Here is a 15,376-nt window from a genome sequence, read left to right as displayed (position 1 = left end):
TGCGCTCCTACCCTGACTGGATGGGAACACAGCAAGCACCGGAACCGCTGCAAACACTGGAACGAACGGATACTGCGTCCGGACTGCGCAGCCTTTTCGCATTTCCCAACCCGGTCAACGAGTATGCGGCGCGCATTACGGCGGGGCTGGTGGTCCTCGTGGCCCTGTTGGCCCTGGCTACCGGATCCGGCTGGTTCGTGGGCCTGATTGCTGCCGGGTTCTGGTTGCGTGTTCTGTTCGGCCCCAGGGTCTCGCCGCTGGCGCTGTTGTCCGTCAAAGTCCTGGCGCCGTTGCTGGGCAGGACGAAGCTGGTTCCCGGTCCGCCCAAGCGATTTGCCCAGGGGATCGGTGCGGCGCTGTCCACGGTTGCGGCAGTCCTGCTGGCGTTGGGGGCCGCTCCGGCGGCCTGGATCCTGATCGCCGTGCTGGTGGTTGCGGCGTCGTTGGAGGCGTTCGCCGGCTTCTGCCTGGGTTGCAGGATCTTCGCCTTGCTGCAGGACCGGGGCTTGATTCCGGACGATGTCTGCGAGGCCTGCAACAACATCAATCAGCCGCGACGGTGACCTTAAGCAGCTGATCCACCATGGTGCGGAGGACATCGCGTCCTTCCAGCGCCTCAAGCCACTCCGCCGGAAGGCACTGCTCGCCGTAGCGGGCCCCCAGCATGGAACCTGCGATGCTGCCGATGGCCGGGCCGGCTTTTCCGTAACCGGCAGCAATGGACAGGGAAGCACGGAAATGCTCCTGGGGAGTATGCGGCCCGTCAGCACCTTCTGCGCTGGTCAGCACGGCATAGAGCCCGACGGCGAGGGCTTCTTCGGCGCTATCTCCCTCACCCAGTTCCTTCAGCACCCCTTCCCGCGGCAGCTGCGGCGATTCCGCCAACCGCCGGGCGGACTCCAGGCGCTCGACCAGTTCCGGAATCGGCTTGTCCGTTTTCCTGGCAGCGTCAAGGACCATGGCCGCTGCCTCAATCAGCCCCGTGCCTGCGCACAGGTGATGGATAAGGCTGCTGAACAGCCCGGCGGCCTGGCGCGCTGAAGGATGCCCGTGGGTCAGTGATGCGGCGTCGGTGCTGATTTTGAACACCATGGGCGACTCGATGTGCGGAATTAGCCCGAACGGGGCGGAACGGCTGACCGTCGCGGAGCCCTTCGCTTCCGGGTTGACCGGGCGGAAGGACGTGCCCATGTCGCCGGTGGCCAATCCACTAAGGGACGTCCCGTCCGGATCGCGGCGCTGCTGCAGGAGCTCCTGGCCGTCGATCCATCGGGGCTGCGGGGACGGAGCCGACGGCGGCAGCGAACCTTCCTGCGCGAGGTACCAGCGGAGATAGGCAAGCCAGATGCAGGCGTTGACGTCCGCCCCTGTTCCCGCGTTGGCCCATTCGAGGGCGTCCAGCAGCCCGTCCAGCGAATACAGCGCCAGCTGGGTTGTTCCGGAAAAATGGAGCAGGCCATCTCCGGCAGGGGCAGAACCCAGCGCATCACCCAGCGCCCCGCCCAAAAGAGCGCCGTAGGCGCGGGAGGATTGGTCAGGGGCGGAGTGTTGGGGCTCAAAGCTCATGCGCTTTAACTTACCGCGCCCCGAATGACGCCCGTGGCATCCGGCGGGAAGCAAGAATGTCAGCGGCAGCCGATACCGTAAGAGCATGCGGTTGCTCCATACATCTGACTGGCACCTTGGCCGGTCCTTCCACGGCGTCGGGATGCTTGCTGCCCAGAAGTCCTTCGTGGACCAGCTCATTGCCACCGTTCGCGACAAGGCAGTAGACGTTGTCCTGATTGCCGGTGATGTGTACGATCGCGCCCTGCCAGGCGTCGACGTCGTCAATCTTCTGGACGACGCCCTGGTGCGGCTCACCCAGGCGGGAGCCAGGGTGGTCCTGACCAGCGGGAACCATGATTCGGCCATCCGGCTGGGGTTCGCTTCCCGGCTCCTGGAGCATGGCGGCGTGCACGTCCGCACCCGGGTAGCGGAACTGGACCAGCCGTTGGTCCTGCCGCTTGCCGGTTCCGGGACCTCCGCCGCAGATGACGCGCCGGTGCTCGCCATCTACGGAACACCCTGGCTGGAGCCGCGTCTTGTTGCCCCTGCGCTGGGAGTTGAAACCGCAAGCCACTTTGAGGTGACCCGGGCGGCCATGGAGCTGATCCGCGCCGATCTGGCCCGTCGAAGTGCCGGCCGGAGCGTGCATTCAGTGGTGCTTGCGCATACCTTTGCCAGCGGCGGCATCACCTCGGACAGCGAACGGGACCTCAGCATCGGCGGCGTTGGTGCTGTTCCCCTGGACCTCTTCGATGGTTTCACTTACACAGCGCTGGGCCACCTTCACGGTCGCCAGGCATTGTCGCCTTCCGTCCGGTACTCAGGATCACCACTGGCTTATTCCTTTTCGGAGGCTTCCCATCGCAAGGGCGCGTGGCTGGTGGATATCGGCGTGGACGGCCTCGAAACCATCGAAGAAGTCTCCTGGGAAGCGCCACGCAAGCTGGCAGTGCTTCGCGGACGCCTGCATGAGTTGCTGGAGTCCGAATCCCATGCCTGGGCAGAGGATGCCTATTGTCAGATCACCCTGACAGATGCACAGCGCCCGGCCCAAGCCATGGAAAGGCTGCGGGCCCGTTTCCCGGACACGCTGGTGCTCGGCTTCGATCCGGTGGGCGTGGCCGCCGTCGAATCAAAAAGCTACAGCAGCCGTCTTGCCGAGGCCGTTGATGATTTATCGCTTTGCTGCGGCTTCCTGGAACACGTCCGTGGCCGTTCAGCGGATGAGGCTGAGCGCAAGGCACTGGCCCTGGCCCTGGACAACGTCCGTCTCCAGGAGGCATCGCTGTGAGGATCCATCGGCTCCGGATGTCCGCTTTCGGCCCCTTTGCCGGTACTGAAGAAGTGGACTTTGAAAGGCTCGGTGCGCACGGGCTTTTCCTGCTGAACGGTGCAACCGGCGCCGGGAAAACCAGCGTGCTGGATGCCATCTGCTTCGCACTCTACGGTTCCGTCCCGGGCGCACGCCAGGAGAGCAGGCGGCTGCGCAGCGACCATGCCGAGGCTGCCACTGAACCGGCCGTGAGCTGTGAGTTCACGGCTCAGGGGCGGCATTTCGAGGTCACGCGGTCTCCGGCCTGGGAGAAGCCCAGCGCCCGCGGCAAGAATGGCTTCACCACCCAACAGGCCAAGACGTTGCTGCGCGAGCGGGTAGACGGTGCGTGGGTGGAAAAGACCTCGCGCAATGATGAGGCCGGAGCCGAGATCACCGCGTTGCTTGGTATGGACCGCGAACAGTTCACCAGGGTGGTCATGCTGCCGCAAGGTGATTTTGCCGCTTTCCTGCGATCCAAGGCAACGGAGCGGTCGGAGCTGCTGCAGAAGCTGTTCGGCACCCATCGGTTTGAAGCAGTGGAAAAGGAGTTGGCTGTCCAGGCACAGGCAGCCAGGGCCGCCGTCGAACGCTATGCCGACCGCACGGCGATGCTCGTGGCACAGGCCCGTTCGGAAGCCGCATCCCTCGCCGTGGACGGTGGGCCTGCCCACCACGGCACAGACAGCGATGTCGAGCCGGACGCCGGCAGTGCGGCCCTGCAAGGAACAGCCGCGTCCCTGGTCGGGGGTTTGCACGTTGTTGCCCTCGAGGCTTACGCCGCCGCTAAAGAACGGGCTGTTGAAGCGGAAGCGGGACGGGCCGGCAAAGCCGCCCTGCTGGCTGACATCACCGCCCGGGCCGAGCGCCAGAGCAGGCTGTTGTCCGTCCTCGAACGGCAGGCGCTCGCCGCCGCAGCGGCTCCTGAATTGGAAGCGGCCGCACAACGCCTGGCTCAACATCGGATGGCTGAGGTCCTGGCCGGGCAGCTGGCAACGCTTGAGGCAGCAAGGACGGGAGATCACCATGCCGCCATGTCGCTCGCGGAAGCCATGGGAATGCTCAGGATGGATATTAGCGATGATCCTGAGCTTGCCGGGATGGACGCTGAGGTGCCCGACGTCGAAGCTGAACTGGAGCGGTTGAAGTCACAGCAGGTGGTGATTGAGGCCCGTCTTCCGGATGAGCAGCGGCTGGACGATCTCAGGGCGCGGGAGCAGGAACTGGACCGCACGAAGGTCAGGCTCCGGGAATCAGTTGCAGGACTGAAAGAACAGGCTTCGGTGCTGACGGCAGAACTGGCTGTGCTGGTCACACGCGTGGCCTCGCTCGAGGAGCCGGCAGCGGAGGTTCCCTTGCGGCTCAAGGAAGCGGCGGCTGCCCGGGACCTGGTGGCGGTGGTGCGCAGCCATGAGGCCGCCACGGTTCAGCTGGCGAAGGTTCAAGAGCGGCACCGGACTGCTTTGGACCATCATTTGTCCTGCCGTAAGGACTGGCTGGACCTGCGGGAGCAGCGGCTGGCCAATGCCGCTGCCGAACTTGCCGGGCAGTTGCAGGCGGGGGAGCCGTGCCCGGTGTGCGGCAGTGAAGATCACCCGGCGCCGCCGCCTGCAGCGCGGGCGGCTTTGGAACTTGCCCGTGAGGAAGAGCAGGCACAGCAGCTTGCGGACACCGCTGAACGCGCCCTGGAAACCGTAGCCGCTGAGCTCATGCATGCCCGGCAGCAGCTCGCTGTACTTGCCGGGCAGGGCGGCGACACTCCGTTGGAAGCTGCCACTGAGGCGGAGGCCGGCGCTGCAGTGGCCGCCCGGCGGGCCGAAGAGGCAGCGGAGCAGCTCGCCGTCCTTCGCCGGCGCAAGCAGGACTGTGAGGAATCTCTTGCCGGTATTTCTGCCGCCTCAAACGAGGCGGCGGCAAAGTTCGCCGAGACGGACGCTGCTCTGGCGGAAGTCACCCGGCAGATAGCCGAGATCGACCCCGCTCTGGCGGAGCTGAGGGGAGTCCACTCCGGGCTGGGGCAGCGCCTCCGGGCGCTGCGTAAGTCCCTGTCCACCCTCGACGCAGCCCATCGCGCCCGGGTGCAGGCTGAGGCCGCTGCTGCACGGCTGGCCGAAGCCGAACAACAACTCGAAGCGGCCTTGCCCGGTTCCGGCTTCAGCAGCGAAGGGGAAGCTGCAGAAGCCCTGCTGCCGGCTCCTGAAGCCGCAGCTCTTCAAGCCAGGATCCGCGCGGGCCAGGACGAGGAGGCCCGGCTGGCTGAACTGCTGGACAGCGCAGACCTTGTCCTCGCCCGTACTGAAGTGGACAGCGGCCACGTGGTTGATGCATCAGACCTTGAACAGGCTAGAACACTGGCCGGAGAGGCCGAGGAAGGAGCCCGGGAGGCCGGACTCGCGGCAGCTGTAGCAGCCCGCAGTGTGTCCTCCCTGGAACGGATCCGGACCGAGCTTGAATCCCTGCTGGAAGAATCCCTGGAGCCCCAGGAGAAGGCCCGTACCCTCACGGCGCTGGCGGATGCAGCGGCAGGGCGGGGAGAGAACTCCTACCGGATGAGCCTCAACAGCTACGTTCTGGCAGCGCGGCTCGAACAGGTGGCCGCTGCCGCTTCGGAGCGGCTCGTCGCCATGAGTGATGGACGTTACCTCCTGAAATACACGGACGCGAAAGCTGCGCGGGGAGCCAAATCAGGCCTTGGCCTGGAGGTTGTGGATCAGTGGACGGGCCATCGCCGCGACACTTCAACATTGTCCGGCGGCGAATCCTTTATGGCTGCCCTGGCGCTGGCCCTGGGCCTCGCGGACGTCGTCCAGCAGGAGGCAGGCGGGGTGGACATCGAAACCCTCTTTGTGGACGAAGGCTTCGGCAGCCTTGATGAGCAGTCACTGGAACAAGTCATGGATGCACTCGAAGGGCTGCGGGACGGCGGTCGCGTTGTGGGGCTGGTGAGCCATGTGGCGGAGATGAAGCAGCGGATTGGCGTTCAGCTGCAGGTGGTGAAGGGAAGGACCGGCTCCACGCTCCACATTTCCGACACCGTTGCCGCCTAGCGCCCTTGCCCGGCTATCGGCATAGAATGGGGTAGTTACCGGGTCGCGCGCATCGGGAGGAGGGACGATGCGCAGAATGAAGCGAGCCCGGAACCTTGATTTTCTCTCCAGATACACCCACTCCGCAGAATCCGGAGACTGTAGCCGAACGCAGGCAAGTCACCGAAGCCGAACCCCCGCGTAGCCAAAACCTGAGCAGTGCAGTTGCTGACAGTGAACCTGTAGCCGGCTGCAAGCCCTTAGTTGGCAAGGGTCCGGGTAACCGTTTCGGCCGCCTGCAACAACTGGCCGGCCGCAGCTTCATTCCCATCGGGCTGGTAGCCCGGCTGCCACTGGCCATGCTGACAATCGGCGCCCTTACCCTTGTAACCTCGGCTACGTCCTCGTACGCCCTGGGCGGCGCGGCAGCCGGCGCCGTCGGCATCGGCTCCGCCATTGGTGGTCCCGTGGTGGGTTCCATGGCCGATCGGTGGGGACAGCGCCCCGTCCTGCTGCTGGCAGCGGGCTTGAATGCGCTTGCCGTAACGGTCCTCCTGCTGAGCGTCCAGTTGGTTGCCGGTTCAGCCCTGGTTATCCTGGCAGCATCCTTTGCAGCCGGCGCCTCCTGCCCCCAGGTAGGTCCGCTGGCCAGGGTGCGGTGGATGGTCCTGACGGCGGAAAAGCAGTCGAATGCGCCCGGCGGGCAGGTGCAGAACCGCGACCTGGATACGGCGCTGTCCTACGAAAGCACCGCCGACGAACTGACCTTCGTCCTCGGGCCGGCCTTAGTGGGCATCCTCGCCAGCCTGGTAGCGCCCTGGCTGCCTCTGGCTCTGGCTGCAGTGCTCACACTGGGCTTTGTGCCCGCCTTTGCCCTCCACCCCACTGTCCGCAAGATTCCCCGCCGTCAATCGGCCCGTCGTCCAAAAGGCAGCTCCCGTCAAGGTCCTGGCAAAACGGCAGATGGCAGCCGCCTGATAGCCGCGCTGATTCTGCCGGTAACCGGGATGGTGTGTATGGGAGCCTTCTTCGGAGGTACCCAGGCTTCCCTGGCCTCCTTCGCCGACCGCTTTGGCGGCTCCGAGCTGGCCGGGCTCCTGTACTCGGTGATGGGTGTCAGTTCGGCTGTCACTGCCCTTTCGGTAGCCTACTGGCCACCGTCGTTCCTCCTCCGGTTCCGTTGGCCGGTCTGTGCTGCGGCGATGGCGGGCCTGTCATTGCTGCTTCCGGTCGCCCACGACGTAGGGTCGATGCTGCTGATTCTGCTGGTGCTTGGACTCCCGGTGGGCCCCGTGATGGTTACTGTTTTTGCTATTGGCGGCCGCCTTGCACCCCCGGGCCGCCTGGGAACGGTCATGACTTCCCTGGCCAGCGGAGTGGTTGCCGGGTCTGCTGCCGGAGCAGCCAGCGCCGGCGTCCTGGCGCAGGGTGCAGGCAGTGCGCAGGCATTCCTGGTCCCGGTTGTGGCGGCAGCGGCTTTGGCGGCGGCCGGTGTACTCTGTGCGCTGCTTCTGGCGAAGTACCGGCCAGAAAAGTCCTGATCCACCCAGGCACGCGTGCTGTCAGCCCAGCTGGCTCTCAATCCGTGCGGCACTGGCCGCGACCGTCGCCCCTACTGTCCCTGAATCCTGCGTTGAGCCGATGTATACCACTGCGAGGGCGGCAGGGCGTCCGGACGGCACGCGGATGGGTGCAGCCAGCGACGAAAGGCCGGGGATCACTTCATCGTGGCTGGCAGCGTAGCCGCGGGAGCGGGCTTCCGTTGCTTCACGGCGGTACGGGACGGTGGGTGCCAGCCGGTGCCATTCCTCCTCGGTGAGGGCCGACTGGATGGCGATGCCCGGCGCTCCGGTATGGATCGGATGACGGGTACCGGGGTGCTGGGCAACGGCCCCACCGGTGTGCCGGGGTTCAACGGTTACAAGGGTGATGCAGTCCTGGTGGTCCCATACTGCAATGAAGGCCGTCATGTTCAAGACGTTTGCCAGTTGCGTCAGCTCCGGAAGTGCCGCCTGCTGGAGGTTGCGGGAAACGCCGCGGGCAAGCACTGCCAGGCCAGGGCCAGGCTGCACGCGGCCGGCATCGTCGCGGACCAGCAGCGAATGGTCTTCCAGGGTGCGCAGGATCCGGTAGGCCACGGAGCGGTGGACGCCTAAAGCTGCAGACAGTTCGGCAATGGTCAGCGGATGCCCTGCCGCTGCGAGGATTTCGAGGGCCCGGATTCCCCTGGAAAGGGTCTGTGAGGGGGAGGCGGTACTTCCGGCTGCCGGCGTCGTTCCCATGGCGGATGGCTTCATGGCTCCATCGTAGGCCGGACCAACGCAGGGGCAGATATCGAAAGTAAAGCGCAGGGCGACGTATTGAGTGCGCTGCATCACATACCGTAGTACAGTTTTATCCGACTGACCGTTCTGTCGGTAATGTCCCAGCCGGTCGCACTTCGGTCGGGGCACTGTGGATGGACGGGAAGGTTCCCGGCCGCACAAAAACAATGGAGTTCAAATGACCGCGTCAACAGTTGACTCAGAAGCAGGGCCAAGCACCAAGCGGGAAGAACGCCGGGTCCTGGCGGGCACGCTGGTTGGCACCACCATTGAGTGGTACGACTTCTTTATCTTCGCCCAGCTGACGGCGACGCTTCTGTCGCCGCTGTTCCTGACCCCGCTGCAGGAGTCCTCCCCGGGCCTGGCCCAGATCCTTTCCTTCGCGCTGATCGGCATCAGTTTCCTGTTCCGGCCGCTCGGCGCCATTGTTGCCGGACACCTGGGCGACCGGCTGGGACGCAAGTCCATGCTGGTCTTCACGTTGGTCATGATGGGGGCGGCCACGTCACTGATCGGCATGCTGCCCACCTACGCCACGATTGGTGTCTGGGCGCCGATCCTGCTGATCACCCTGCGGGTTATCCAGGGATTCTCCGCCGGCGGCGAGTGGGGCGGAGCTGCCCTGATGGCCGTTGAGCACGCACCCCGGAGCAAGCGCGGTTTCTTTGGTGCATATCCGCAGATCGGCGTTCCCATTGGCATGATCCTGGCTACCGGCCTCCTGTACTTCCTCAACAGCAGCATGTCCAGGGAAGACTTCGCCGCCTGGGGCTGGCGCGTACCGTTCCTGCTCTCCGTTGTGCTGATCGTGGTTGGGTACCTGATCCGCCGCGCAGTGGATGAAAGCCCTGTCTTCAAAGAGCTTGCCCAGCGCAAGGCTGAAAGCAAGGCGCCTCTTGGTGAACTGTTCCGCCACAACACCAAGGAAGTCGTCTTCTCGGCCATGATCTTCATCGCGAACAATGCCGCGGGCTACCTGCTGATCGCCTTCTTCATCTCCTACGCCACCAGGACCCTGAAGATGGAGACCCCCCAGGTGTTGCTGGCCACCACCCTGGCATCATTCGGCTGGCTCATCTTTACCCTGTTCGGCGGCTGGCTGTCGGACCGGATCGGTCGTGTCAAAACCTTCCTGACGGGCTACGGCATCATTTTTGTCTGGATGATTCCCCTGTTCGCCCTGATCGACACCGCTAACATCTGGCTCTACGGGCTGGCCCTCTTTGTCCTGACCATCGGTCTCGGCCTGTCCTACGGCCCGATGTCCGCCATGTATGCCGAGATGTTCCCGGCCAACGTCAGGTACTCCGGAATTTCGATCGGTTACGCCTTGGGCGCCATCCTGGGTGGAGCATTTGCCGCCACCATCGCGGAATGGCTGCTGCAGAGCACCAAATGGTCAGGTTCAGTCGGTATCTACATCATGGTGCTGTGCGTCATTTCCTCCGTCGGCGTCCTGCTGGCGAAGGAGACCAAGGGGCGGCCGTTGGGTGTGAAGGCACCGGCATCAACGGCTAAGTAGGCTGATGGCCTCGTCGTCGCCAACCTGGTCGAAGTGGTGGTAAAAGCTGCCCACCGCGCGGAACTTTCCGGGCAGGTGCAGGCAGAGGACGGCGTCACTAACCCTCGCCAGGGAAGCTTCGGCTTCGACTGACCCCACCGGAGCGGCGACGACGACGGCGGCAGCGCCTGCGGAGCGCACGGCCTCAATGGCCGCCCGCATGGTCGCTCCGGTGGCCAGTCCGTCGTCCACCAGCAGGACGGTTTTGCCCCGGACATCGCTGCTGATTCCTGGGTAGCTGCCTGCGCGCCGGGCAAGTTCCGCCCGCTCGCGTTCCTCCACCTGATCCAGCCATTCCGGGCGGACGCCGTGTTCCAGGACCCGGTCCACGAGTGGCTTGTTGAGCAGTTTGACCACGTGACCGTCCCACCAGGCAAGGGCGCCGTAGGCTGTTTCGTCGTGTCCGGGGATGCCGAGCTTGCGGACCAGGACCGGGCCTAAGGGCAGGTACAGGTCGCGGGCAACGGCAGCTGCAACGGGAATTCCGCCACGTGCCAGCCCCAGGACAACGGCGTCCGGGCGTTCGCGGAACTGGGTCAGGACGGCGGCCAGCCTGCGGCCGGCATCGTCACGGTCCTCGAAGCGCGTGCTCATGGCTGCCTCGTTACGTGGTTGTACACGTCATCCAGCCTACCCGCAGGCTGCCGCCATGACGGGCGGCACCCCGCTACCGCCAATGACGGCGGACAGCCGGAAGCCCGCCGGAATCTATGAGGCTGCCAGGAACTCGATTGCCGCCTGCTTGAATGCCCGGCTGGTGATCGTGTTGTTGTGGTTGCGGCCCGGAATCATTAACTGCTCCACCATGGAGCCGGCGCCCCTGGCGAGTTCGGCCAGTTGCGGCATGCTGACCGCCCGTTCGTCCTGATCTCCGGCCACCAGCAGCATAGGCATGTGCGGCACCGCTTCGGCGGGGTCGTAGGGTTCTGCCTTGATGGCTTCAATAAGGGAGAGCATGGCAAAGGTGTTGTTCCCGGGAACCATTTGGACCATCCGGAAAAGGCCGGCCGTGGACTCATCGGCAATAGGCGTTCCGTCTGCCAGGTAGCGCTGCGCTGCGGAGAGGTCGAAGGCAGCCAGCGGATCGGCGACGTTCGGTCCGCCCAGGACCAGGCGATGCACCAACTCCGGCTGGGTGGCACCAAATTCCCAGGCGAGCCGGGACCCCAAGGAATAGCCGATCACGTCCAGGCCGCTTTCGGGATGGCCACCGAGCAGGGGCCGCGCTCCGGCGTCGAAAGCTATCTGCAGAAGATCCGCGCGGATGCGGCTGGGGGAGTAGGAGTCAAGGTCTTCGGGCACGCCGCTGCGGCCATGGCCCGGCAGGTCCACGGTGATGACAGTGCGTCCTGCCTCCCGGAGTGCGCCAAGCCAGCCCGTGTTCTCCCAGTTGAGTTTGCTGGAGGAGGAGAAGCCGTGAATCAGCAGGACCGGCCGTGTTCCGGCGTTGATTTCGGGCGTGTGGACTTCGAAGTAGAGCTGGGGGTCAGTGCCCTCCACTGTGTGGGGATGCTGCCCGACGCTGTGCCTGCCGCTCATGATGCTGTACCTCCGGTTGCCGCTTGGAGCGCTGTGGTTCCGTCCCCAACGCTGGGGTACCGCTCACTTTACCTGCCGCCGTCATACTGGCGTCGGGATTTTGCGCCGTGCCGCGCCACGCGTAACCTTAGTTCAGGTCAATATGACTATAACTAATGGTAAGCTGGGCCGACAGGCGGGAACACGGATGGACCTCCCCGCGATGTTGCCCAAACACCGGATGGACGGAAGGCAGGTGATCGTGTGTATACGAGTTCTGCGAACGTTTCCGAACGCCTTGCAGCCCCGCCGTCATTGGCCATTTCCACAGTGATTTTTGCCTTGCGTCCCAGCGCGGCATCCGGCCGCCCCACCCTCTGGATGCCGTTGGTCCGGCGCATCCGGGAGCCCTTCAAAGGGCAATGGGCTCTCCCTGGCGGCCCGTTGAGCCACACCGAGTCCCTGCAGGACGCCGCCTCCCGGAACCTGCGCGACACCACCGGCCTGGCACCCAGCTACCTCGAACAGCTCTACGCCTTCGGCGGCCTGCACCGTTCTCCCACCCAGCGGGTCGTCTCCATCGTCTACTGGGCATTGGTCCAGCCCACTGAGGCCGCGCTCGCTGCGGAATCAGAAAACGTGAAGTGGTTCCGCGCCGACCGCCTGGGGGAGCTGGCCTTCGACCACAACGACATTGTGGACTACGCACTGGGCAGGCTGCGCAGCAAGGTGGCCTACGGATCGGTGGCCTACCATCTGCTCGGCGAGTACTTCACCCTGGCTCAACTCCGTGAAGTCTACGAAGCGGTCCTTGACCGTGAACTGGACCCCGCCAACTTCCGCCGCCAGGTCAAAGCCACCCCGGAAATCCAGGAAACCGACAGATACCTGCAGGGCGGCAAACACCGCCCTCCACGCTTGTACCGCTTCACCGGCCGTCCCGGCCTTGACCAAGACAACAGGAGCACACCATGAGCAGCGTCAACACAGCGATCCAGCTGATCACGCGCGAGCAGGCTGAAAAAGCCGTGCCTGCAGGGAAGAGCGCCGGGGGCACCTGCAGCCCGGACCTTTCCCGTGGTCCCTGGGACTACGACCTCGCCGAGGCGCTCGCCGGGACACCCGCTTACGGGCCCGGCGCCTCAAGCTCCGATGTTGCTCCCGCCACAACACCGAGGCAGGGCCAGCTTCCGGAAAAATACAAGGCAGCCAGCGACGCCGAACTGGATACCTTGATCCGCTCGGCCAAGGAACGCCTGGGAAACCGGGCCGTCATTCTGGGCCACTTCTACCAGCGGGACGAGGTGATCCAGTACGCGGACTTCGTGGGCGACTCCTTCCAACTGGCCAACGCAGCGCTGACCAGGCCTGACGCCGAGGCCATCATCTTCTGTGGTGTGCACTTCATGGCCGAAACCGCTGACATCCTCTCCACCCCTGAGCAGGCCGTGATCCTGCCCAACCTGGCTGCCGGTTGCTCCATGGCGGACATGGCGGATGAAGATTCAGTGGAGGACTGCTGGGAACAGCTCACCGAAATTTTCGGGACAGAGCCCGACGCCGCGGGCCGGGTTCCGGTCATCCCCGTCACCTACATGAACTCCTCCGCAGCACTGAAGGCGTTTTGCGGCCGTCACGGCGGTGTGGTGTGCACGTCCTCCAATGCGCGAACGGTGCTGGAAGAGGCCTTCGAACGCGGACAGCGGGTCCTGTTTTTCCCGGACCAGCACCTGGGGCGCAACACTGCCAAGGCCCTGGGGGTCCCGCTGGAGCAGATGCCCATGTGGAATCCCCGCAAAGAGTTGGGCGGCAACGATGAGCGGGCAATACTGGACTCGCGGGTGATCCTTTGGCACGGCTTCTGCTCGGTGCACAAGCGCTTCAACGTGGCCCAGATAGACAAGGCGCGGGCGGACTTCCCCGGCGTCAACGTCATCGTCCATCCGGAATGCCCCATGGAGGTGGTGGACGCCGCGGACTCCGCCGGTTCCACCGACTTCATCAAGAAGGCCATCGCGGCGGCAACTGAACCCACCACGTTCGCCATCGGTACCGAGATCAACATGGTCAACCGGTTGGCCGCTGAATATCCGCAGCACACCATCTTCTGCCTCGACCCGGTCATCTGCCCCTGCTCCACCATGTACCGCATCCATCCCGGTTACCTTGCCTGGGTGCTGGAGGAACTCGTGGCAGGGCGCATCGTCAACCGCATCACTGTGGATGCAGCGGTACAGGCCGATGCAAAGGTGGCCCTGGAACGCATGCTGGCGGCGAAGCCGAAATGACTGGCCGGCAGAGCTGGAAGGCGCCTCCCGGGAAGGCGGCAAGAGCCATGGCACCGCGGCTCATCGTCGTAGGCAGCGGCGTGGCGGGACTCTACGCCGCCCTGCTCGCAGCTGATGCCGGCGTGGAGACCGTGCTGCTGAGCAAGGGCGCCCTGGCCGACAGCAACACCTCCCATGCCCAGGGTGGGATTTCCGCCGTGCTGGAGCAGCCGGCCCCGGGCGATACCGTGGCGGCCCATATTGCTGACACGCTGAGGGCCGGAGCCGGGCACTGCAACGAGGAAGCCGTCCGGATCATGTGTACAGAAGCGCGCCATGACATTGCCGGCCTACGGCGTTTTGGCGTCTCCTTCGACCTGGAGCCCGACGGAGATCCCTCCCTTGGCCTTGAAGGAGCCCACTCTGCCCCCCGAATCCTGCACTCCGGCGGTGATGCCACCGGCGCAGGCGTGTCCTCGGCCCTCATCGCCAGCCTGCTGGACGCCCAGTCCCGGGGCAGCCTCCGCGTGATCGCCCACGCCCAGGTCACTTCGCTCCTGCTCGACGGCGGCAGGGTCACCGGGGTGAACTACCTCTTCGGCGGCCGGACGGCATCACTGGAAGCCGATGCCGTCCTGCTCGCCACAGGTGGCGCTGGCCGGTTGTTTGCCCAGACCACCAATCCTGCGGTGGCCACAGCTGACGGGCTGGCGCTCGCCTGGCGGGCCGGTGCAGCCGTTACGGACCTCGAGTTCTTCCAGTTCCATCCGACCTGCCTGGTCCGCCCAGAGGAAGCATCCGCCGGTCTCTACCGCCGCGGCAACGAGCCCCTCCTCATCTCCGAGGCCGTCCGCGGTGAGGGCGCCATCCTTGTCGATGCCCACGGAACGCGGTTTCTTCCCGGGTACCATCCGGATGCCGAACTGGCGCCCCGCGACGTGGTGTCCCGCAGCATTGCCCTGCACCTGGCCGCTCTGGGCGACCCCACCGGCCATGTGTTCCTCGACGCCCGAATCATCGAGGAAACTCGTGGCACCGGCTTCCTGGAACACCGTTTCCCCACCCTCAGCCGGCGCACCCGCGAAGCCGGCGTCGACTGGACCCGCGAACCCGTTCCCGTTGCCCCTGCCGCCCACTACTGGATGGGCGGTGTCGCTACCGATCTCAACGCCCGCACCAGCCTTCCCGGGCTGTACGCTGCCGGCGAAGCGGCCTGCACCGGCGTCCAGGGCGCAAACCGGCTTGCCAGCAACTCGCTTCTTGAAGGGCTTGTCTTCGGGCGCCGGGCAGTTGCCGATTTTCTTCGTTCCTCTTCCGGCGCTAACTCCGTGGTTGCCTCCGGGTTGGCGGTACCCTGGGCGCCTGCGCTCGGCTCTCGCGCCGGCAACCCCCTCGCAAGCTCGGCGGCCGGCGCGGATCCTCACGCAACAACGGCGCTTTCGGGAGCCGCCAAGCCTCTCCGGGAAACCGATCAAGCGCCTCCCGGGAGCACCGAAACGTTCTCCCGCGATGCCCTGCGCTCGCTGATGACGGCCAAGGCCGGGGTGATCCGCGATAGCCGGTTGCTGCGGGAGGCGGCCGACGAACTCACGGTGTGGGCCGGCGTCGTTGTTCCTGAAGCCGTTCCTGACTCAGACGATCCCCAGGTGCACGAGGACGCCAACCTGCTCCTGGCTGCGCAGCTGCTGGTGGATGCTGCCCGGCAGCGGCGCACCTCACTGGGTGCGCACTACCGGAGCGACTTCCACCCCGGACCCGCTGCCGCCGCCGTCGAAGAATATGACCAGCGCTATACCCTAAGCCGGAAGTGAGCCTGCGCA

The 15,376-nt window shown here is 65.3% G+C and carries 12 protein-coding genes; 8 read left to right on the top strand and 4 right to left on the bottom strand.

Annotated features, from left to right (window positions below; all coding sequences use genetic code 11):
- Positions 1–83 precede the first annotated feature (83 nt).
- Positions 84–563, top strand: a complete 480-nt coding sequence (locus tag AC50X5_RS01920; protein WP_494975205.1) for a DUF4395 domain-containing protein — start codon at positions 84–86, stop codon at positions 561–563.
- Here AC50X5_RS01920 and AC50X5_RS01915 read toward each other — a convergent pair.
- Positions 544–1,566 carry an ADP-ribosylglycohydrolase family protein gene (locus AC50X5_RS01915; RefSeq protein ID WP_494974480.1) on the bottom strand — a complete coding sequence of 341 codons (1,023 nt, stop codon included), beginning with the start codon at positions 1,564–1,566 and terminating at the stop codon, positions 544–546. The genes AC50X5_RS01920 and AC50X5_RS01915 overlap by 20 nt on opposite strands.
- An 85-nt stretch (positions 1,567–1,651) precedes the next feature.
- On the opposite strand from AC50X5_RS01915, the gene AC50X5_RS01910 reads away from it, so the two are divergent.
- The 3 genes from AC50X5_RS01910 (at position 1,652) to AC50X5_RS01900 (ending at position 7,427) form a co-directional block, all read left to right on the top strand.
- Complete coding sequence (locus AC50X5_RS01910; RefSeq protein ID WP_494974479.1) at positions 1,652–2,839, top strand: exonuclease SbcCD subunit D; 1,188 nt, start codon at positions 1,652–1,654, stop codon at positions 2,837–2,839.
- Positions 2,836–5,907 carry an AAA family ATPase gene (locus AC50X5_RS01905; protein WP_494974478.1) on the top strand — a complete coding sequence of 1,024 codons (3,072 nt, stop codon included), beginning with the start codon at positions 2,836–2,838 and terminating at the stop codon, positions 5,905–5,907. Before AC50X5_RS01910 ends, AC50X5_RS01905 begins: the two co-directional genes overlap by 4 nt.
- A 191-nt stretch (positions 5,908–6,098) precedes the next feature.
- A complete protein-coding gene (locus AC50X5_RS01900) occupies positions 6,099–7,427 on the top strand; it encodes an MFS transporter (protein WP_494975204.1) in 1,329 nt (442 codons plus the stop codon).
- Positions 7,428–7,448: 21 nt separating this feature from the next.
- On the opposite strand, the gene AC50X5_RS01895 is transcribed toward AC50X5_RS01900, so the two are convergent.
- Complete coding sequence (locus tag AC50X5_RS01895) at positions 7,449–8,183, bottom strand: IclR family transcriptional regulator (protein ID WP_494974477.1); 735 nt, start codon at positions 8,181–8,183, stop codon at positions 7,449–7,451.
- Positions 8,184–8,388: 205 nt separating this feature from the next.
- On the opposite strand from AC50X5_RS01895, the gene AC50X5_RS01890 reads away from it, so the two are divergent.
- A complete protein-coding gene (locus AC50X5_RS01890; RefSeq protein WP_494974476.1) occupies positions 8,389–9,732 on the top strand; it encodes an MFS transporter in 1,344 nt (447 codons plus the stop codon).
- Here the strand turns inward: AC50X5_RS01890 and AC50X5_RS01885 are convergent.
- Both AC50X5_RS01885 and AC50X5_RS01880 read right to left on the bottom strand, forming a co-directional pair.
- On the bottom strand, positions 9,718–10,365 hold the full coding sequence (locus tag AC50X5_RS01885) for a phosphoribosyltransferase (RefSeq protein ID WP_494974475.1): 648 nt from the start codon (positions 10,363–10,365) through the stop codon (positions 9,718–9,720). The two genes, AC50X5_RS01890 and AC50X5_RS01885, sit on opposite strands and share 15 nt — an antisense overlap.
- A 114-nt stretch (positions 10,366–10,479) precedes the next feature.
- On the bottom strand, positions 10,480–11,310 hold the full coding sequence (locus AC50X5_RS01880; protein WP_494974474.1) for an alpha/beta fold hydrolase: 831 nt from the start codon (positions 11,308–11,310) through the stop codon (positions 10,480–10,482).
- A gap of 243 nt (positions 11,311–11,553) precedes the next feature.
- Between AC50X5_RS01880 and AC50X5_RS01875 the strand changes: the two genes are divergently transcribed.
- Genes AC50X5_RS01875 through AC50X5_RS01865 form a run of 3 tightly spaced genes read left to right on the top strand, consistent with a single transcriptional unit; the run spans position 11,554 to position 15,367 of the window.
- The gene (locus tag AC50X5_RS01875; protein ID WP_493984600.1) at positions 11,554–12,264 is read left to right on the top strand and encodes an NUDIX hydrolase; all 711 of its coding nucleotides are present in this window, start codon (positions 11,554–11,556) and stop codon (positions 12,262–12,264) included.
- Positions 12,261–13,577 carry a quinolinate synthase NadA gene (nadA, locus tag AC50X5_RS01870; RefSeq protein WP_494974473.1) on the top strand — a complete coding sequence of 439 codons (1,317 nt, stop codon included), beginning with the start codon at positions 12,261–12,263 and terminating at the stop codon, positions 13,575–13,577. Before AC50X5_RS01875 ends, nadA begins: the two co-directional genes overlap by 4 nt.
- A 47-nt stretch (positions 13,578–13,624) precedes the next feature.
- Complete coding sequence (locus AC50X5_RS01865; protein WP_494974472.1) at positions 13,625–15,367, top strand: L-aspartate oxidase; 1,743 nt, start codon at positions 13,625–13,627, stop codon at positions 15,365–15,367.
- Positions 15,368–15,376 lie beyond the last annotated feature (9 nt).

It is taken from the genome of Pseudarthrobacter sp. MDT1-40-2 (assembly GCF_059383595.1).
Note: the sequence above shows the minus strand (reverse complement) of the source record. Positions and strands in the feature narration are given on the sequence as shown.